The 19,048-nt window shown below is 33.8% G+C and carries 16 protein-coding genes; 4 read left to right on the top strand and 12 right to left on the bottom strand.

Annotated features, from left to right (window positions below; translation table 11 throughout):
- Positions 1 to 14: 14 nt before the first annotated feature.
- The 3 genes from FGM02_RS05830 (at position 15) to FGM02_RS05820 (ending at position 1,910) form a co-directional block, all read left to right on the top strand.
- A complete protein-coding gene (locus FGM02_RS05830) occupies positions 15 to 605 on the top strand; it encodes a 50S ribosomal protein L25/general stress protein Ctc (RefSeq protein WP_139957370.1) in 591 nt (196 codons plus the stop codon).
- Between the two features lie 105 nt (positions 606 to 710).
- The gene (gene pth / locus FGM02_RS05825; protein WP_139957369.1) at positions 711 to 1,286 is read left to right on the top strand and encodes an aminoacyl-tRNA hydrolase; all 576 of its coding nucleotides are present in this window, start codon (positions 711 to 713) and stop codon (positions 1,284 to 1,286) included.
- 204 nt (positions 1,287 to 1,490) lie between these two features.
- Entirely contained in the window at positions 1,491 to 1,910 is a 420-nt protein-coding gene (locus FGM02_RS05820) for a hypothetical protein (protein WP_139957368.1), read from the top strand.
- A gap of 77 nt (positions 1,911 to 1,987) precedes the next feature.
- Here the strand turns inward: FGM02_RS05820 and FGM02_RS05815 are convergent, their stop codons facing one another.
- The 11 genes from FGM02_RS05815 to FGM02_RS05765 all read right to left on the bottom strand — a co-directional run bounded on the left by FGM02_RS05815 (position 1,988) and on the right by FGM02_RS05765 (position 15,824).
- Positions 1,988 to 2,440 (bottom strand): 6-pyruvoyl trahydropterin synthase family protein, encoded by a 453-nt coding sequence (locus tag FGM02_RS05815; protein ID WP_139957367.1) that lies wholly within the window; start codon positions 2,438 to 2,440, stop codon positions 1,988 to 1,990.
- A gap of 27 nt (positions 2,441 to 2,467) precedes the next feature.
- Positions 2,468 to 3,223, bottom strand: a complete 756-nt coding sequence (locus FGM02_RS05810; protein ID WP_139957366.1) for an enoyl-CoA hydratase/isomerase family protein — start codon at positions 3,221 to 3,223, stop codon at positions 2,468 to 2,470.
- Positions 3,224 to 3,233: 10 nt separating this feature from the next.
- Positions 3,234 to 4,568, bottom strand: coding sequence for an MATE family efflux transporter (locus tag FGM02_RS05805; protein WP_139957365.1), 1,335 nt, complete (start codon positions 4,566 to 4,568; stop codon positions 3,234 to 3,236).
- 6 nt (positions 4,569 to 4,574) lie between these two features.
- On the bottom strand, positions 4,575 to 5,426 hold the full coding sequence (locus tag FGM02_RS05800) for an alpha/beta hydrolase family protein (RefSeq protein ID WP_139957364.1): 852 nt from the start codon (positions 5,424 to 5,426) through the stop codon (positions 4,575 to 4,577).
- A 1-nt stretch (position 5,427) separates the two neighbouring features.
- Positions 5,428 to 8,169, bottom strand: coding sequence for a PD-(D/E)XK nuclease family protein (locus FGM02_RS05795; RefSeq protein WP_139957363.1), 2,742 nt, complete (start codon positions 8,167 to 8,169; stop codon positions 5,428 to 5,430).
- Positions 8,170 to 8,255: 86 nt separating this feature from the next.
- A complete protein-coding gene (locus tag FGM02_RS05790) occupies positions 8,256 to 8,864 on the bottom strand; it encodes a hypothetical protein (protein ID WP_139957362.1) in 609 nt (202 codons plus the stop codon).
- Positions 8,865 to 9,077: 213 nt separating this feature from the next.
- Complete coding sequence (locus tag FGM02_RS05785) at positions 9,078 to 10,460, bottom strand: OmpA family protein (RefSeq protein WP_139957361.1); 1,383 nt, start codon at positions 10,458 to 10,460, stop codon at positions 9,078 to 9,080.
- A gap of 115 nt (positions 10,461 to 10,575) precedes the next feature.
- Positions 10,576 to 13,761, bottom strand: a complete 3,186-nt coding sequence (locus FGM02_RS05780; RefSeq protein ID WP_139957360.1) for a UvrD-helicase domain-containing protein — start codon at positions 13,759 to 13,761, stop codon at positions 10,576 to 10,578.
- A 72-nt stretch (positions 13,762 to 13,833) separates the two neighbouring features.
- Positions 13,834 to 14,259 (bottom strand): tellurite resistance TerB family protein, encoded by a 426-nt coding sequence (locus tag FGM02_RS05775; protein WP_139957359.1) that lies wholly within the window; start codon positions 14,257 to 14,259, stop codon positions 13,834 to 13,836.
- Positions 14,260 to 14,337: 78 nt separating this feature from the next.
- Positions 14,338 to 15,156, bottom strand: coding sequence for a ZIP family metal transporter (locus tag FGM02_RS05770; protein ID WP_139957358.1), 819 nt, complete (start codon positions 15,154 to 15,156; stop codon positions 14,338 to 14,340).
- Positions 15,156 to 15,824 carry a metal-dependent transcriptional regulator gene (locus FGM02_RS05765; RefSeq protein ID WP_139957357.1) on the bottom strand — a complete coding sequence of 223 codons (669 nt, stop codon included), beginning with the start codon at positions 15,822 to 15,824 and terminating at the stop codon, positions 15,156 to 15,158. Before FGM02_RS05765 ends, FGM02_RS05770 begins: the two co-directional genes overlap by 1 nt.
- Before the next feature lie 98 nt (positions 15,825 to 15,922).
- Here FGM02_RS05765 and FGM02_RS05760 point away from each other — a divergent pair, with 98 nt between their 5' ends.
- Positions 15,923 to 18,262, top strand: a complete 2,340-nt coding sequence (locus FGM02_RS05760; protein ID WP_139957356.1) for a TonB-dependent receptor — start codon at positions 15,923 to 15,925, stop codon at positions 18,260 to 18,262.
- Here the strand turns inward: FGM02_RS05760 and FGM02_RS05755 are convergent, their stop codons facing one another.
- Positions 18,263 to 18,850 (bottom strand): hypothetical protein, encoded by a 588-nt coding sequence (locus FGM02_RS05755; protein WP_139957355.1) that lies wholly within the window; start codon positions 18,848 to 18,850, stop codon positions 18,263 to 18,265.
- Between the last annotated feature and the right edge of the window lie 198 nt (positions 18,851 to 19,048).

Raw genomic sequence — 19,048 nt, 5'->3', positions numbered from 1 at the left:
AATAAATATATAAAATGAAATCAATTACAATCAACGGATCTAAAAGAGAAAGCGTAGGTAAAGTAGCAACTAAAGCCTTACGTAATGCTGGTCAGGTTCCTTGCGTATTATACGGAGGAAACGAAGCTGTGCATTTTTCTGCAGAAGAGAAAGCATTTAAAACCTTAGTTTATACTCCAAACGTATATACTGCAACGATTGACTTAGATGGAGAAAAAGTAACTTGTATCTTACAAGATATCCAATTCCACCCAGTTTCTGACAAAATTTTACACATTGATTTTTATCAATTGTTTGATGATAAAGAAGTGACTATGGAAATTCCTGTTACTTTGGTAGGAAAATCTCCAGGGGTATTAATTGGTGGAGCTTTACGTTTTCCAAAACGTAAATTAAAAGTAAAAGCTTTACCTGCAAACTTACCTGATACAATTGAAGCTGATATTTCTAAATTAGAAATCGGAGACAAATTATTTGTAAGTGAAGTAAAAGCAGAAAACTGTACAATTTTACACCCTGAGAACACAGTTGTGGCTCAAGTAAGAATGTCTAGAGGAGCTAAAGCTACAGGAACAGAAGAAGAAGGAGAAGCTGCTGCAGAGTAAGTTTTCTTAAAAAAAATAAAAGGTTCCCTTGTTCATTCATTGGAGCCTTTTTTTATGCCGTCCTTTTAAGAAATTTGTATTTTTGAACTCAAATTAATTCCATTCATGAAAAAATATTTAATTGTTGGTTTAGGAAATATTGGCGCAGAGTATGAAAATACACGCCATAATATTGGATTTAAAATTCTTGACGAATTGGCTTCCAATGAAAATATTTCTTTCAGCACAGACAAACTGGGTGACGTTGCGACTTTTCGCTTTAAAGGCAGGACTTTTATCCTATTAAAGCCTTCTACCTATATGAATTTAAGCGGAAAGGCCGTAAAATATTGGTTAGACAAAGAGAAAATTCCAACAGAAAATTTATTGGTTATTTCCGATGATCTAAATCTTGACTTTGGTGCTTTTCGTTTAAAAGCAAAAGGAAGCGCTGGCGGACATAATGGTTTGAAAGATATTACGGAAAAGCTAAACTCTCAAAATTATCCACGTTTCCGCTTTGGCGTAAGTTCTAATTTTTCTACAGGAAAGCAATCTCATTACGTACTAGGAGAATGGAGCAAAGAAGAAAACAGGTATTTACCGGAATTGCTATTCAAAGGAGCCAACCTCATAAAATCATTTGCTACGGCCGGTATTGGAAATACCATGAATCAGTTTAATGGCAATTTGGAGTTGTAAACACTTCGCATTTTTAAAAAAAATTAGACCTTAACATAAATTCATTCAACAAAATCTACTTCACTACAAACTAGAACATTAACACACCTCTGTCTTTTGTTTTCAACAATTTTTTAGCTTACCTAAAAAAAAGAACTACACTAAAAACGCAACCTTTCAAGGGCAAATTCATCTTTTGGGTATAATCTAAAAACAAATTATAAAATGAAAACATCTATTAAATTTTTATCCGTATTATTTATTTCAGCAACTTTAGCAACCTCTTGTAACGACAATGACGACGATGCTCCAGCGGCAGTTGCGCACACGGTAGAAATTACAGCCGATCCGACTACAGAAATTTCTGATGATGCTACGGTAACCATCACAGCTGTAATAACAGATACAGATGCTCCTACACCTGCACCTACTTACACATACACTTGGTATAAAAGTGATTCAGCAACAGAAGATGGAACTGTTATTGCAGATGCAACAAGTAGCACGTACACCACTCCAACGGCCACAGTTTTAACAGCAGGTTCTCATTATTACTATGTAGCTGTTGAAGATGGAACTGCAGCAACTTTTAACCCTGTAAAAAGTAATATTATTGAGGTAGTTGTTAGCGCAGCAGCCAACTAATATAAAATTAAGCACAAAGTAAAACGCCGCTATTACTAAGTAATAACGGCGTTTTTATTTTATAAACTCTCTGTAGTTTATTCATTATCGCTTGCAAACCATTCTGCATAAGAAGTACCTGTTTCTTGCAGGCGAAGAGAATGTAATTTAATACTCGAAGGAATTTTTGCATTAATCTTTTGTGCAAAATCTACCAACATCATTTCGCTAGTTGGTTGATAATCGACCAAAATAACACTGTGTCCTCTTTTTTCCAATTCATGTGCCAACTCCACATGTGGTGTGTTTTTATTGAAAACTGTAGCATGGTCGAATTTATCTACGATTTCATCTTTTACAATAACTTTTAAATCTTTAAAATCAATCACCATTCCGTACTTTACATCGTTTTGATCTTCAATAGGTGTCCCTATTACAGTCACCGATAATTTATAACTATGGCCATGTACATTTCTACATTTCCCATCATATCCGTAAAGCGCGTGTCCAGTTTCAAAATCAAACTGCTTGGTAATTCTAATTTTATTCATAAGGCAAAGATACTTGAATTCTTGGTTCTACTTTTTAAATTTTAAAAGTGTTTTTCGTGTAAAATCAGACAACATCAATTCTCCACTAATTTCTGCTCTTTCAGCTAATAATTCTGTCCAATGCGCTGTACCTTCCCAAAACACTTTTTTCATCTGAAACAAAGCCTCAGGATGGTAATTAGCTAACTTTTTAGCCAAACTTTGTGCAGCATCCATCATTTCTTCTTTAGATGCATATACTTTTGCAAATAAGCCTTTCTCTTTTGCCCATTCAGCCGTATGCCATTCGGTGGCATCCAACGTTAGTTGAGTAAATGCCGACTTACCAATTTTTCGTAAAACGGCAGGTTCTATAACAAAAGCACCAATTCCGATAAACAATTCTGACAATTTAATAGAAGCCGCTTCCGTAGCAAAACAATAATCACAAGCCGCAGCCAAACCCACTCCGCCTCCAACCGCTTTTCCTTGAATTTCACCCAGGATCACTTTTTTACAGGTACGCATGGCATTTATTAAATTGGCAAAGCCCATAAAAAAAAGAATTCCTTCTTCCTTGGTTTTTACCTCTAACAGTTCATCAAAAGAAGCACCAGCACAAAAAGCACGATCTCCCTGACTCTTCAATATAATTATTTGGACTTCTTTATTTTCGCTCAATTTTTCAAACTCTTCCGTCAAACTTTTTAACAAAGCGCTAGGAAAAGAATTACTTGCCGGGTGATAAAAAGTTACTTCTGCAATTTTATTAGCAATACTAGTTTGTATATTTCCTTCCTTCATAAATTCAAAGTTAATGGTTTTTTGGTAAAAAATTTCTTTTAAAAAACACCGCCAATATTCCAGATCTAAAAAGCATCCAAACGGTAAAAGCAATCCAAATACCTAATAATTTTAAGTCGAAAAAATCGCAGAGCAATAAGGTAGGAATAAACCCTAAAAAAGTTGCTGCCATCACGGTATTTCTTAACACCACACCTTCTGCCAAGCCTTTAAACACTCCATCATATACAAAAGCAACAGCATTTACCGGTTGAGAAATCAAAACCAACCAAAATACAGCATAAAATATTTTTAGAACTTCTGGATCAGACGTAAAAATTTCACCCACAAAATAATAGCCAGAAAAACAAATGGCGCTTAAAATAACAGCGACAATTAGTGCGTATTTATTCAAATCTTTCACCAAAATTTCTAAACCCGAAAAATTTCGTTCTCCTTTTTGTTTGCCAGAAATAATACTTCCAACACTTGCATAGCCATCAATAAAAAAAGCAAAAAACAACCATATTTGAAAACAAATTGTTTGTGCCGCGATATAGGCTGTACCATAACTAGCTGCGTAGGAGTTGGCAAAGTACAAAGTTATATGCAACGCAATGGCTCTTAAAAACAAATTAAGACTCAACTTTAACAATCGCTTTATTTCATTGTCAAAAGGAAATTTTACAGCCAATGTAAAAGGAGTTTTTTTATAGAAAAGCACCAAAGCCATAAAGGCCATGACAGCTTGTGCAATTATACTTGCATAGGCAGCACCAGCAACATGCATGGGCTCTAAATACCCTTCTACACCATAGACTAAGACAAGATCCAAACCTGCATTTAAAAAAGCACCGATGACACTAATAACCATGGGCCAAAACGTATTTTGCAAACCGGTAAAAACACCGAAAACTGTAAATACAAACAAAGCAAAAGGAAGTCCTAGCGCTCTAATTTTAAAATAGTCAACTGCGTAATTGAGTACCAAACCTTCTGCATTGTAAAACTGAAAAATGTGATCTACCACAAAAACCGTTGAAAAATAAATAGCCAAACTAAGCAGTACATTGATAAAAATCATTTGCGCAGGCAAACCAATAATTGCGGCTATTTTTTTTTCTCCAACATATTGCGCTACTATAGCAGAAATAGCAGCTCTTGTTTGCCCTAACACCCAAACAATGGCCGAAATAAAAGAACCTGCAATACCCACAGCCGCAAGCGCTTCTACTGCATCAAAGCCTACATTACCAATAATAGCGGTATCTACAATAGACAGCAAAGGTTCAGAAATACCAGCAATAATAGAAGGTATGGCTAATTTATTAATTTCTTTAAAGGGAATGCTTTTTGAATTCGACATTATTCTTTAGACATCCGTTTTTGCAAATTTGATTGTTTTTTTTAAAAGAATTTCAAAATCACTTGGCAGAAAATCCTCTTCCCAGGGGTGTTTAGATCCAAAACCATGATCGGCATTTTCAATCACAAACAACTCACTATTAGGATTCCATTTGTGTAAATTTTCAGCTTCTTTAAATTCTACGGAAGTATCTTTTGAACCATGGATAATTAGGTGTGGAATTTTAATATTGGCAGCCGCTTTATAAAGTGTTAGACGTTCTTCATTTTCAATAAAATTTGTATAAAATTGAAAATAATGCGGCATTTGCTGTTTGGTACGAGCGTTTTCCACATAGGCCACACCTTCTTTTTTCCAATGTTCTAAAACAGGTCCAGTAGGGAAACGAGCGCCAAAATCAGACACCCCTGCCCAAGAAATAAGTTTTTTTACTCTTTTGTCTTCAGCAGCTTTTAGCGTAACAATACCACCACCCCTAGAATGACCGATAAGTGTTATTTGTTCCGGATTTATTTCTTCTGAAAATTCATTATTGTCCAACAACCAGTCCAACACAGTTTCCAAATCATCCAATTCTTTCACCAAATTATTTTCTCCAAAAGCCTCCAAATCTGGAAAATCTATCGGTTGTTCAACAGTACCCCCGTTGTGGGAAAAATTAAATTTTACAAGGAAAATATTTTCTTCAACAAATGAAGGAACCATCTGATTGAAAACCCCCCAATCTTTATACCCTTTGTATCCATGACAAAAAACAACCAATGGTTTTTTAGTTGCCGTTTTCCGATAACAGACGTCGGTTAAAATGGGTTTATTGTGTTTTCCTTGAAGCGTTAAGTTTTTAATTTCTTGAATCATATTAGTAGGGGCTGTCAATATTTTCTATAAATGGGCTATTGGTATCGAACAATTCAGTAATAAGTTTTTTTACAACATCAACACAGGCAAAAATACGTTCTTCAGTTACGTTAAAATCTTTGGCTCTGCCTTCTGCAAAATTCATTTTTAAAAAACCAGATTTCATGTTTTTAAAAGAATAAATTCCCGATTCCAATTCGCCATCAAAGATATGCTTGTTTGACTTTGTATACAAGTAAGCGTACAACATTACTTGCAATGCTTTTGTGTATTTATAATCACTGATTACCTTTTCAAAATCGCTAATTTTTAGTTGGGTGTCTACTACTTTTCCCGTTTTATAATCTACAATTCTGGTAACGCCATCTAACTCATCTATACGATCTACTTCTCCTCTAATTTTAATTGGAAAATTCAATCCTTCAATTTTCAGATCTGCTTCAATTTTGGTTTCTGTACCAATAATTTTAAGCTTTTTTCCAGCTTTTAATAATTCTAATTCTGTTTTTAAGAAATTACTTACAAAGGTTTTTGCGACTTCAGAGATTAACTTATTTTTTCCCTGATCAATTGCGCCGTTTTTATAATGTCTTTGAAAGCAATTTGTTGTGGTCGTCTCAATTTTTGAAAACATGGCTTTTACATCCTCTACCTGTAGGAACTTGCCAACAAATGGCTTGTAAAACAACTCCAATACTTCATGTACCACGGTTCCCATGGTATTAAATGCAATGGTTTCTTCCACTTCATCCAAATCCTTTATTCCTAAAATATAACGCTTGTAATACGTTAACGGATTGGTTACATATGTTGCCAAGGCAGAAGGCGAAAAACCTCGACCTGCAATCGCTTTTAAGCGATCGATTACTTCCGGAGTTTTTTGAATTTCCAATTCTTTATGAGTATTAGAACCAATAACAGGTGCTACTGTTTTTTTTGAAGAAATCATATCGTCTATTTCCAACTGTGATAAAAAGCGACTTTTTTCTCCGGCTCCATGTTCATCGGTTTCTGTATTGTATAATAAATACACATTTTTTGCACGTTGTAAAAGTCGGTAAAAGTGATAAGAGAAAATAGCATCCTTTTCTTGATAGGTAGGCAAACCGTATTCCTTTTTTACATCGAAAGGAATAAAAGAATTTTCATTATTTCCTGCGGGAAGCACTCCTTCATTCATAGAAGTAATAATCACCGTTTCAAAATCTAACACACGGGTTTCCAACATTCCCATAAGTTGCAATCCACTTAAAGGTTCTCCTTGGAAGGAAAGTTTTTCCAAACCGATCAACTGCTTGTAGATACCATGCAAAGTTTTTATGGTGCGAATGTGTTCGTAGGCACCGTTTAAATTTTGCAACTGCAAGAACAAATTATAAAATCGGTACAAACATTCTTTTTCAAAACCTTCAAAATTATCTTTATTTGCTTCAATTAAAGAAACACAGGTATTGATAAAAAGTGCCACATCCTGCCCAATGCCAAATACTTTTAAAAGTAATTCCGCATTTTGGTTGGAAAGGATCTGTTTGATAAATTCATAAGAAACAAATACTTGATTATTTTTTACAACCGCATTACGCAAGGCATCAAATTCTTTAGTTTTTCCAAACAGACGATAAAAGAAAGGGTTTTGCAGCAGACGCTCAATATCTTTATAATAGAACTCATTGTTCTCAACTTTTTTCAATTTTTCTTGTGTCAAATACAAGTCAAACATCACTTGAAACAAACCAGACATGGGCATGTCCTTTAACAAATACCCCATGGTAATATTTAGTTTATCGACATTTTTGGGCAAGGAATTTAAAGTCAATGATAAAAGTGATTCATCGGCTAACACCAAAGCTGTATTCTGTAAATTGTTTTGTTTCGATAACAATTCGCCCACCGCTTTTATTTGAGCTACATTTTTAGAAGCAGCAATCTCGTGTATATTTTTCTTGGTTTTTAAATGCCTACCAATATAATTGAATTGATTTTTCTCAAAATACGTCCAATTTTGCTTGTACTTCCTCATAAACAAACCTGCCGATTTGTTTGTGTTTAAATAATATTCATCCGCATCCCAATAAATGGTCGTATTGCCGCTTTTCAACAATTCTTGAAAAATGTATTCTTCTGCTTTGTTTAATGCGTTAAAGCCAATCAGAACAATATTTTTCGTAGCATTCTCTTCTATAAATTTCCCAATATTTTTTGAAGCTTCACGATAAAGTAGACCTTGATAACCTTTTTTATTTTTTAGTAAATACTCATAAAACCAAACATAATTATCACCTAATACTTCCATAAAAGACAGATGATTGTTCATAATTTCTGAATTGACATCTTCGCTATTTAAACTCCATTTTTCAATACGTTTGATGTCTTTTAAATAATCGAATAACTTTTCTGCATTGACCAAATGGCGATCTACTTCATTAAAATCTTGTAAGGCAATAGCCCCCCACTGAGAAAAAGAATCGAAATCAATTTTATTGTTCGGGTTGTTCTCTTGATACACCAAATAAAAATCGAACAATAAGGTAATGGTATCTATTTTTGTTAGCTCGGAAACCTTTTCTATAAAATTTTCAATACTTAAAATTTCAGGCAAAAAAGACAGCCCGTCAATTTGTTCTTTAAGCTCCTCTTTTAAAAACACAGCCGCCCGTTCACTTGGAATGACGCATAAGGTATCCATCAACGGATTTTTTGATTCTAAAACAGCACTAACAACTTCTGATATAAAGGTTTTCATAAATACAAACTTCTGGTATAAAAATAAAAAAAGCCGCTCCAATTGGAGCGGCTTTTCAATATATTATTTTAGCCTTTTTTTAATGACTAGTTGCCATCTGCAAAACGGATTATTAAGCCAATTGAATGTTGAAAATACACATCTTTTGGCAAAGTAGCAATTCCATCACCTAAGATTGCTGATTTGTAAGAACTTTGAAAATTCAACCCTACATTCTCATTAAACCAAGTGTTAAAACCTAACGTTGGGTTCATTGTCATGTTTCCATCTCCATCAATAGATGTGTACCCAATTCCAAAACCAACATAAGGATCAAACCATCCAGTTTCTCCAATAAAAGAAGCACTGTTTAAATCGTATCTTGCATTTGCATCAAGAGAGAAAAATGATAAATCATCCACATCATCATAGGCTCCATTTCCAATTTTATTCAAAGCTCCAGCCAATTCAACACTGAATCCTTTGTCAATAAATCTAGATACCGAGATTCTTGAAATAGCTGGCAGTACATTTACATCTGAAATTCCAATATAATCTTTTAAAGCATCTACAGGACTTGAAAGACCTGCTGAAGAAATATCAACCATATTGATACCAAAACTCATTGTCCATGGATTGTCTGAATCTTGAGCTGTTGCATTGCTAATCCCTGCAAACACAAACAATGCCATTAAGGCGACTTTTAAATTTCTCATTTTAAGTAATTTTTAATTTAAGTATAGTTTTTTTTGTAATAATAAACTTTTTAAAGCTTACAAAATCAAATCTACAAAAAAATATTAATTATTAACATGGTTTAATAAAAAGTTTTAAGACTCGAGAAATGTGCTAAAATCTAGAAGAAAAAGGACCAAAAAAAAGTCGCTCTATCAATAAGATAAAGCGACTTTTCATTATTTTTATGTTGCTTATTTTTTAGCAACCAACTCAACTCTTCTGTTTGCTGCTCTACCAGCTGCTGTTTTATTTGAAGCAATTGGATTGTCAATACCGTATCCTTTAGATGTCAATCTTCCAGCTGCAATTCCTTTCGAAACTAAATAATCTTTTACAGCAGAAGCTCTTAATTTAGAAAGCTCAAGATTTTTAGTTTTTGAACCTGAACTATCTGTATACCCATTGATGTTAAATTGTACTCCAACAAATTCTTTCATAATAGAAACAACACCATCTAACTGAGAAGTTACTCCTGATTTAAATGTAGTTCTACCTGAATTAAAGTTAATTGTTTTAGCAAAATCTCCTAACTTCTTAACAGCCTCAACAGTTAATTCTGCACAACCATTGTTTGAAGCAGGACCTGCTTGATTGATACATTTATCATCTTTATCCAACACTCCATCACCATCAGTATCTGGCCATGCACATCCTTTATTTGCTTTAGGACCTGCGACATTTGGACATTTATCTACTGAATCAATAACTCCGTCATTGTCTGCATCTGGACATCCTCCATTTGCTGCTGTACCCTTAGCATTTGGACATTTATCTTTAGAGTTTTCAACTCCGTCACCATCTGAATCTGGACAACCTCCAAAAGCAGCTATACCCGCTTCGTTTGGACATTTATCATCAGCATCTACAATACCATCATTATCTGAATCTGGACATCCATTAAATTTAGCTAAACCTGCTTCATTTGGACAAAGATCTTTGTTATCAAATACACCATCACCATCAGAATCAGTACCTCCAAAACGAATTGCTAAACCAATAGAATGTTGAAAATATACATCATTTGACAATGTTGAAATCCCATCTCCTAAGATTGCAGATTTGTAAGAACTTTGGAAATTTAATCCTAAGTTTTTGTTGAACCAAGTATTAAAACCTAAAGTTGGATTTAAAGTAATTCCACCATCTTCATCTATAGTAGTATACCCTAATCCGAAACCTACATAAGGATCAAACCACCCTGTTTCTCCAATAAAAGACAAACTGTTTAAGTCATATTTTCCATTTACATCAATAGAAAAGAAAGACAAATCATCTAAATCGCCATTAACTCCTTTACTTAGTTTATTTAGAGCTCCAGCCAATTCAATGCTAAAACCATTATCTATATACCTAGAAACAGATATTCTTGAAATTGCTGGTAATGTATTTGAATCTCCAAAAGGAGCTACATAATCTTTTAATGCGCTAATTGGATTTGCCAATCCAGCTGAAGAGACATCAACTGTATTGATTCCAAAGCTCAATGCCCAAGGATTGTTAGCGTCTTGTGCATTTAATGAATTTACCCCAATACTGGTAAATATTGCTAAAATGATAATTTTAATTTTTTTCATTTTCAATAGTTTAAATTAGTTTTCTCAATGAATTACTAAAAGCAAATTTATAAAAAACTAACAAACATTAACATATTTTTATCGTTTAGTATTTCTATTTGCTGAATTATGTACATTAGTTAAGAACTAAATGTCGCACAAAAATCTCCTTTTCTATATACACAATAGACATTCTCACCACATTGTATCCTATTTCAGACAGCTTCTCTCCATATTTTTGAATCTGCGTTTTATGCGCTTTATTTAGGCTTCCCGTTTTATAATCCACAATAAAAACATCGTCACCATCAAAAACCAATCGATCTGGAATGATCAATTCCTGACCTTCTATTAAAAAAGGACGCTCACAAACAACCTTCATGTTTTTCGAAAAATAGTCTTGCAATTCTGGATGCGTTACTACTTTTAAGAGCAGGGATTTTATTTCAAACTCATTTTCTGCTTTTATTTTCCCTGCAGACAAATAACCATAAACAACGCGATTCACATCCTCTACAGTTTTTATTTTAGACAATATCTCATGTACTAACAAGCCATATTCAATAGCAGATCCTTGAACGCTTCCCCAGTTCTCAGAAGAATTAGCGACAATAGAAACGCCATGCTCTTTCCATGAAGAAGAAATGATTGTTTGTTGAATTTCTGTCTGCATCTCATTGGCATCTTCATGAGCGACTGAAATTTTATTTTTAAATCCAAATTCATAGGTTAACTTTGAGGAATCCCAACTATTTTCATCAGTAAGCGATTTTAAATAATTGATAAATAAACCTGAAAACCAATTGGTATTCTCTTCTCCTTTTTTATCTACCTTATAATCTGTAATAATATACAATTGCTCTACTGCCCTAGTCAAAGCAACATATAATAAATTAGAATTGTCTAGCGCCAATTCCATCTTACGCTGTTCTAAAAGTTCACTACCTAAGACTCCTGTTAGGGCAAGACTTTCACCGCAAGCTACCAAAGAGGTTTCTAAACCAGAAAAAACGGTTGTATCTAAAGATTCATACCAAACTTTTGGATCTATCTCATTCTGAATATTTAATTCTGAAGGAAAAATTACAATTGGAAATTCCAATCCTTTAGATTTGTGGATCGTCATAATTCGAACAGCATTTGAGTCTTCCAAAGCGGCAATACTCAATTTATCTTTTTTAGCATCCCAAAACTCTAAGAACAAAGACAAATCACTCATTTTCTTTCTTTGAAAACTTAAAATAAAATCTAAAAATGATTGAACATACGCATCATTTTCAAAGAATAAATTAAAAGCTCGCAACACTTCTTCAATACTTTCATAAAAAGGCAATTGAAGAAAATTTTCAAAGTCAAATACAATGGCATAATTTTTTAATTTCTCAAAAAAATCCGTGCCATCAACAGCTATTAAATCTGCATAAAAAACATGTTCTTTTTCTACGATAGCTAAATGCTTGTATAAAAAAGCCAAGGCTTCAAATTTAGCATTCAAGTCTAAAGGATTTTTTATGTATCTCAATAAACTGATCACAAACTGAACCTTTAAACTATTCCCAACCAACAAGGTTTCAGAAGAAATTATTTGCACGCCATTTTGCGTCAAATAATCTGCAATTTGCACTCCGTCTTTTTTTCTTCTAACCAAAACACAAATATCACTTCTTTGAAAACCTGGATCTACATCCAAAACAATTTCTAAAACGCGTTTTGCATAAGCCTCATTTTTTTCGTCAGTTTCTAAATCGGTTTTATCAATAAAATTCAACTCTACATAACCTCCTTCATTTGAATTTATTAATTGCGAATTACCAGTCACATACAGCTCACGATACTGATGATGATTTAAAAATTTAGAGATATGTGTAAAAAAAGAATTGTTGAATTCTATAACCTCACTATAACTTCTATAATTGGTTTCTAAATCTTCTATTTGTTTTTTTAAATAAAAAGGGTTGTTTGCGAAATTTTTCCCCTCAGAAGCCAAGTTGATAAACTGCTCTGCCTTACCACCTCGCCAACGATAAATAGCTTGTTTTGCATCCCCTACTAACAGCAGACTTCCTTTTTCTTGCGACAAAGCATTTTCTATTAACGGTATTAAGTTTTCCCATTGCAAGGAAGACGTATCTTGCATTTCATCGATAAAATAATTCTGAAATTTTTCACCAATTCGTTCATAAATAAAAGGCGCAGGCTCGTCTTTAATTTTAGCACTAATCATCTGATTAAATTCAGAATTCAAACAAATATTATTCTGTGTCTTAATCTCCGTCAATTCATTTTCAATATTTTTTAAAACCGCCAACGGAATTAAACTTTTTGACACCAGTTGAATCAATACATAATTTGAATAATTTTGTTCAAAATAGTTTTCAATTTCAGTATACAAACCTATCAATTCACTTTCAGCACCATCAATAATTGCTTTAATGGCAGCCCCCTTGGAAGCTGTATACAATACCCCTTTTGAAATATTACTATGCAGTCTGCCCGAGAATTTTATATCGCCAATTTTTCTACTTGGAAAAGAAAGCAGTTTTTTAAAAAAATTAGGCAAGTCAGAATAAGAGAAGTCATTTGGTTTCACTCCCAAATTCTCAATAATTTGTAAACCTTTTTTACCAAAATCTATAAACTTATCTGCAATTTCTTTTTTTTGTTTCGACAGTGATTTTTCTAATTTTTTAAAATCATCTAATCTTGTGCTATCTAGTTTTTTTAACTGACTGGCATCTTCTTCTTTTAAAAGAAGCTGGGCAATGGTATTCAAGTCTAATGAAATATCCCAGGATTTATCTTCTCCTATTTTTTGAATGGAAAAATCGATTAAAACTTCCGTTAATTTTTTATCTATTCCAATTTTAGAAATTAGTACATCAATGGCTTCGCTTAGCAAACTAGCACCATCCAATTCCACTTCAAAATTTAAAGGCAGTCCTAAATCGTAAGCAAATGTTTTGATTATTTTATGTGTAAAACTATCAATGGTAGTAATGTGAAACGCAGAATAATTTTGCAAAACATTGTCTAATATTTTTTTTGCTTTTTCTTGCAGACTCTTTTTATCAATTTCTAAATCTACACTGATCAAATCAAGCATTGGATTGTTTTCTCCATCAGCAAAAGACCTTAGATTTTCCAAAACCCTTTCTTTCATTTCAGCCGCAGCTTTATTGGTAAAAGTAATGGCCAAAATATTTTGAAACGCATAATTACCTTCCGCGGCTAATACCACTTTCAAATATTCTTTCACTAATGAAAATGTTTTACCGCTACCGGCAGAGGCATTGTAAACTTTAAATGAGGTTGTTGGATTCATTTTAAAAAAATAATTCTATAAAAAAACCGAACAAATGTTCGGTTTTTAAAAATAGTCAATTAATGTTACTTTTTACTCTTTTTTCATTTCCTCTACAAAATCTTCTTGAGAGCTATTATTGGTCACTAATGCAATTGCTTTTTCAACCAAAGCTTCAATTTTATCTGTTGTAAAGCCTAATCCAATTGCTATTTTTTTAAGGATAACAATTTCTTCACTCCTAACAATTTCATCGGCTTGTATGATACTGACCAAATTGTAAAAACGTTCCAAACGCCTGTCTCGATCTACAGGAGGGTTGATTGGATAACTTGCCGGATTTTTCATGATTTGATCAAACTCAGCATCGCCAATTTCCAAGCGTTTTTTTAGTCTCATTAAAATGTGCTGTTCATTCTCTGAAATCTGATTGTCGGACAGTGCTAATTTTACAATATTAGCAAAATGACCCAAATTTCTTTTATGAACACCCGAAGCGTATATATCAGATATTGCCATTGTGTTTTATTTTAGTAGTTATTAAAAATTTCTTTGATTCGTTCTAAATATACTTAAATTTCTATTAACTACACAACCTTAACCCAAAGCTACATCCATACTCATCATAATAATAAAACCTGCAATAAATCCCATCGTTGCTATATCTGTATACTTATCTTGTTGGGTTTCAGGAACTACCTCTTCAATTACGACAAAAATCATTGCACCCGCAGCAAAAGCCAAAGCGTACGGCAAAATTGCCTGAAACGACATCACTGCCCAAGCACCTAAAACACCTGCAATGGGTTCTACAACAGCAGACAATTGCCCATACCAAAAACTTTTTCTTCTACTTACACCTTGTCTTCTTAAAGGCATAGCAACCGCAAATCCTTCCGGAAAATTTTGCAAACCAATACCAATAGCCAAAGCCACGGCACCTCCAATAGTCGCTCCGTCAAATCCGGCAGCAACACCACCAAATAAAACCCCTACAGCCAATCCTTCTGGTATGTTATGAAGCGTTATTGCCAATACCAATAAAGTTGTTTTATGCCAAGGTGTTTTAATCCCTTCAGCTTCTTTAAAATTAATATGAATATGAGGCAAAACTTTATCCAAACCAAACAAAAACACAGCTCCAAAGAAAAAACCAATTGCTGCCGGCATTACCTTTGTAAAACCTTCACCCGGACTCATATCAATTGCGGGCGCTAACAAACTCCAAAAACTTGCTGCTACCATTACTCCTCCAGTAAAACCAAGCATTCCATCCAATACAGCCCTATTCAATGTCTTAAAAAAGAAAACCAACGATGCTCCTAAAGCCGTTAGAAACCAAGTAAAAGTTGTCGCATAAAACGCTGCTAAAATTGGGTTTATGGATTCAAAATATGTTACTATTTGCTCTATCATTATCTTTGTTTTTTAACGTATAAATTTTTTGCAATTTGCTGAGAAATCGATAATTTTTGTCCTTCAATTTGAATTAGCATAGAGTTGTCAAACTCTTCTTTATGCAAGACCTCAACCACACTACCTAATTTTATTCCTGAACTGTCTAAATATTTTAAAAAGGAAGAAGTAGAATCTTTGACCCCCATTATGATCGCAATTTCACTTGCCAAAATAGAAGACAACATAACACCCGTATGAAAATCAATATTTCCGTTTTCATCGGGTATTGGATCTCCATGCGGATCGTGCGTAGGAAACTCCAAATACTCATCTAACTGCTGGGTTAATTTGGTCGATTTGATATGCTCTAACTGTTCTGCAACATCATGCACCTCATCCCATTTAAAATTTAAATGCTTTACCAAAAAAACTTCCCACAATCTGTGTTTTCGAATAATACGAACCGCTATCGCTTTTCCTGCTACAGTCAAACTAGCGCCTTGATACTTTTTATAATGCACAAGTTCTTTGTCAGATAATTTTTTAATCATATCTGTTACAGAAGAAGCCTTTGTTTCTAATTTTTCTGCAATAGCATTTGTACTAATTGCCTTGGAAGTTGCTATGGATAGACTAAAAATTGCTTTTAAGTAATTTTCTTCCGTTTGAGATAAATCTAAATTCATGATGTGCAAATATATACAACATATTTATATTTACGAAAACTAATTTTTAGACAAGTCTAAAAATAATTTATATATTTGCACAAATTAAATTATAGATCATGAAAAAAAGATTGTTCTTCTTTTTTGTTAGCAGCATTTTAAGTTTAAATGCACAAATTACTTTTTCAGGAAATATCTCTAGCGCAGGAAACAAACTACCTTACGCAACCGTTCTTGTTAAAAACAACCAAACAGGCACCACTACGGACAGCAACGGCCAATACTCTATAGAAACAAAAAACACGAATGAAATAACCTTGGTTGCTTCTTATGCGGGCTATCTTTCAAAATCAAAAACTTTTTACCTATCCGATTCTCAAAAAGAAATTCACTACGATTTCGAACTCACAGAACATTCAAAATTACTAGATATAGTAACGGTTACAGGAACACGTACCGACAAAAGACAAACCAAAAGTCCGGTGATTGTAAATGTAATTAACAGCGTAAAACTAAACGATGTACAGGCTTGTAATTTATCTGAAGGGTTAAAATTCCAAACAGGACTAAGAGTTGAAACCGACTGCCAGACCTGTAATTACACACAATTGCGAATGAATGGACTAGGAGGAGGCTATTCGCAAATACTAATAAATGGGAGGCCTATTTTCAGTCCACTTACAGGTTTGTACGGCTTAGAGCAAATTCCAACCAATATGATTGACAGAATAGAAGTTGTAAGAGGTGGTGGTTCTGCTTTGTATGGTTCAAGTGCTGTTGGTGGTACTGTTAATGTTATTACCCAAATTCCTAAAAAAAACGATTATTCTGTTGGCTACACCTACTTAAATACAGATGGAGCTGACGACCATATCTATACAGCAAATGCAACTTTTGTAAACGATTTAGTAGACAAAGGGATTTCCTTCTTTTTTAACAAAAGAGATCGAGATTTGTACGACGCCAACGATGATCATTTTTCAGAATTACCGCAATTAAACAACCTTTCTTTCGGAACTAGTTTGTTTTTTCTTCCTACTGAAAATCAAAAAATTGAAATCAACTTAAGCAAAATACACGAATTTAGATATGGTGGAGACATGCTTGAAAAAACACCACATTTAAGTCAACAATCTGAAGAAAGAACACACAATGTCTATGTTGGAAACATCGATTACCAAATAAATTTCAATGAAGACAAAAGTTCTTTTATCACTTACCTAGCGTCTCAATATACGGATAGAGACCATTATACGGGTATTTTCCCTGACGAACCAAACGCCATTGCAGCCCATGAGGCCAACCCTCCTTATGGAACTTCAAAAACAACGACCTTCCAAGCAGGAATACAATTAAATCATAAATTAGAGCACTTTTTAAACGGAACCAATGTATTGACGATCGGGTCAGAATTTGTTCAAGATGACGTTGTTGATGACATAGAAGCCTACCAATACAAAATAGACCAATTGACAAAAAACACGGGCGTATTTGCGCAAAGTGATTGGGAAATTTCAGAAAAAACAAATTTGGTCACAGGTGTTCGTTTCGACCATCATAAATTGGTTGATCTTGCAAACAACAAAAACCTACTTAATACTGTTTTTAGCCCAAGAATTTCTTTTTTATACACGCCAATACCACGTACACAATTAAGAGCAACCTGGGGAAAAGGCTTTAGAGCTCCGCAAGCCTTTGATACCGATTTACATATTGCTTTTGCAGGTGGTGGTATTTCGAGAGTCACTTTGTCTGACAACCTAAAAAGAGAAACTTCAAACAGTTTTAGCACCTCTTTAAATTTCGACAAACCCACTGAACATTATATTTATGGTTTTACTTTAGAAAGTTTTTACACCCATTTGCAAGATGCTTTTTATTTACATCCGCTAGGAGAAGATGGACATGGTGAATTATTTGAAAAAAGAAATGGTGACGGAGCCACGGTAAAAGGAATTACCTTAGAAGCTCGCTTCAACTGGGACCAAATACTTCAATTTGAAGGAGGTTACACTTTTCAATCTAGTTTATTTACCACTGCAGTTGACAATTTCGGCAATCTTCCCGCCAAAAGAAAGTTTTTAAGAACACCCAATAATTACGGCTACGCAACACTAACAATTAGACCGAATAAAAAATTTAAAACAGCTATTAATTTAGTTCAAACGGGAAAAATGGACATTCTTCATTTAATCCCAAACCCAGAAAACACGAATGAAACTATTGGAACCTATGTGCAATCTTCAGCCTTTACGGAGCTAGGATTCAAATCTTCATACCTTTTCAAAATAACACAGCAAAACAAGCTTGAAATTTTTGGGGGAGTAAAAAATTTATTTGACGCTTACCAAAGCGATTTCGATTCAGGAAAAAACAGAGACAGTAATTATATTTACGGCCCATCAAATCCTAGAACCCTTTTTATAGGATTGAAATTTGGCAGCAATTTAGGTAGCTAATTAATAAGAACAGAAACCAGCACCTCTTCTAGTTCTCTTTCTGTAATCACTCAAAGAAAAGACAAGCGCTCCAGAAAACTGCATATGAGAATCAAAAGTAGCAGAGCCTCCCGCAACTAATTGCTTGTAAACAATCTTACTATTTAATCCAACTCGTGATGTTAGCCAATAAGTTGCACCTACTCCTACGTCCAAAAAAATCGCTTTAGAAACCAAATCCTTAATTAATAAACTAGCTCCTAACATGACCCTAGGAACAAATATTTCTTCAGACCTTTTAAAATCATAGCTTCCATAGGCATCAATAGACATGATTTCAAATTTATTACTATACAAATTCGTAACACCTTTAAGAACAGGCAGAGTCACGCCTCCTTCTACAGAAAAACCATCTTGAATATACCTAGTTATAAAGATATTCGGAATTTGAAAATTAAAGCTCTCACCAGGAAAAGCGGTACTCGTCTCCGAGAATTTGATAAAACTTCCTCCAAGTCCTAAAACCCATTTGTCATTTTTCTTTTGTGCATTCGCTCCAAAACAGAAAAACAACACCACTACTCCAACCAAAAATTTTCTCCAACTCATAAAAATCACTATAAAATATTATCCTCTAATACCAATCAGACAAATATAATATTAACAACTACAACTACAAACAATTGTCAATATTGTTGCCAAACAATTTCTTCTTTATTATTTAAACATACTACTCCTACAATACCCTACTTCAAGAGTTAAGAATTTTATTTTGAGTCACTTGTTTCAATTCTTCCTCATTTTATA

It is taken from the genome of Flavicella sediminum (assembly GCF_006381105.1).
In the GTDB taxonomy this organism is placed as follows: domain Bacteria; phylum Bacteroidota; class Bacteroidia; order Flavobacteriales; family Flavobacteriaceae; genus Flavicella; species Flavicella sediminum.
Note: the sequence above shows the minus strand (reverse complement) of the source record. Positions and strands in the feature narration are given on the sequence as shown.

Excerpts from the sequence above, each read along its gene's own strand:
- FGM02_RS05830 (WP_139957370.1), top strand. The coding sequence starts at position 15 with ATGAAATCAATTACAATCAACGGATCTAAAAGAGAAAGCGTAGGTAAA.
- pth (WP_139957369.1), top strand. The coding sequence starts at position 711 with ATGAAAAAATATTTAATTGTTGGTTTAGGAAATATTGGCGCAGAGTAT.
- FGM02_RS05820 (WP_139957368.1), top strand. The coding sequence starts at position 1,491 with ATGAAAACATCTATTAAATTTTTATCCGTATTATTTATTTCAGCAACT.
- FGM02_RS05815 (WP_139957367.1), bottom strand. The coding sequence starts at position 2,440 with ATGAATAAAATTAGAATTACCAAGCAGTTTGATTTTGAAACTGGACAC.
- FGM02_RS05810 (WP_139957366.1), bottom strand. The coding sequence starts at position 3,223 with ATGAAGGAAGGAAATATACAAACTAGTATTGCTAATAAAATTGCAGAA.
- FGM02_RS05805 (WP_139957365.1), bottom strand. The coding sequence starts at position 4,568 with ATGTCGAATTCAAAAAGCATTCCCTTTAAAGAAATTAATAAATTAGCC.
- FGM02_RS05800 (WP_139957364.1), bottom strand. The coding sequence starts at position 5,426 with ATGATTCAAGAAATTAAAAACTTAACGCTTCAAGGAAAACACAATAAA.
- FGM02_RS05795 (WP_139957363.1), bottom strand. The coding sequence starts at position 8,169 with ATGAAAACCTTTATATCAGAAGTTGTTAGTGCTGTTTTAGAATCAAAA.
- FGM02_RS05790 (WP_139957362.1), bottom strand. The coding sequence starts at position 8,864 with ATGAGAAATTTAAAAGTCGCCTTAATGGCATTGTTTGTGTTTGCAGGG.
- FGM02_RS05785 (WP_139957361.1), bottom strand. The coding sequence starts at position 10,460 with ATGAAAAAAATTAAAATTATCATTTTAGCAATATTTACCAGTATTGGG.
- FGM02_RS05780 (WP_139957360.1), bottom strand. The coding sequence starts at position 13,761 with ATGAATCCAACAACCTCATTTAAAGTTTACAATGCCTCTGCCGGTAGC.
- FGM02_RS05775 (WP_139957359.1), bottom strand. The coding sequence starts at position 14,259 with ATGGCAATATCTGATATATACGCTTCGGGTGTTCATAAAAGAAATTTG.
- FGM02_RS05770 (WP_139957358.1), bottom strand. The coding sequence starts at position 15,156 with ATGATAGAGCAAATAGTAACATATTTTGAATCCATAAACCCAATTTTA.
- FGM02_RS05765 (WP_139957357.1), bottom strand. The coding sequence starts at position 15,824 with ATGAATTTAGATTTATCTCAAACGGAAGAAAATTACTTAAAAGCAATT.
- FGM02_RS05760 (WP_139957356.1), top strand. The coding sequence starts at position 15,923 with ATGAAAAAAAGATTGTTCTTCTTTTTTGTTAGCAGCATTTTAAGTTTA.
- FGM02_RS05755 (WP_139957355.1), bottom strand. The coding sequence starts at position 18,850 with ATGAGTTGGAGAAAATTTTTGGTTGGAGTAGTGGTGTTGTTTTTCTGT.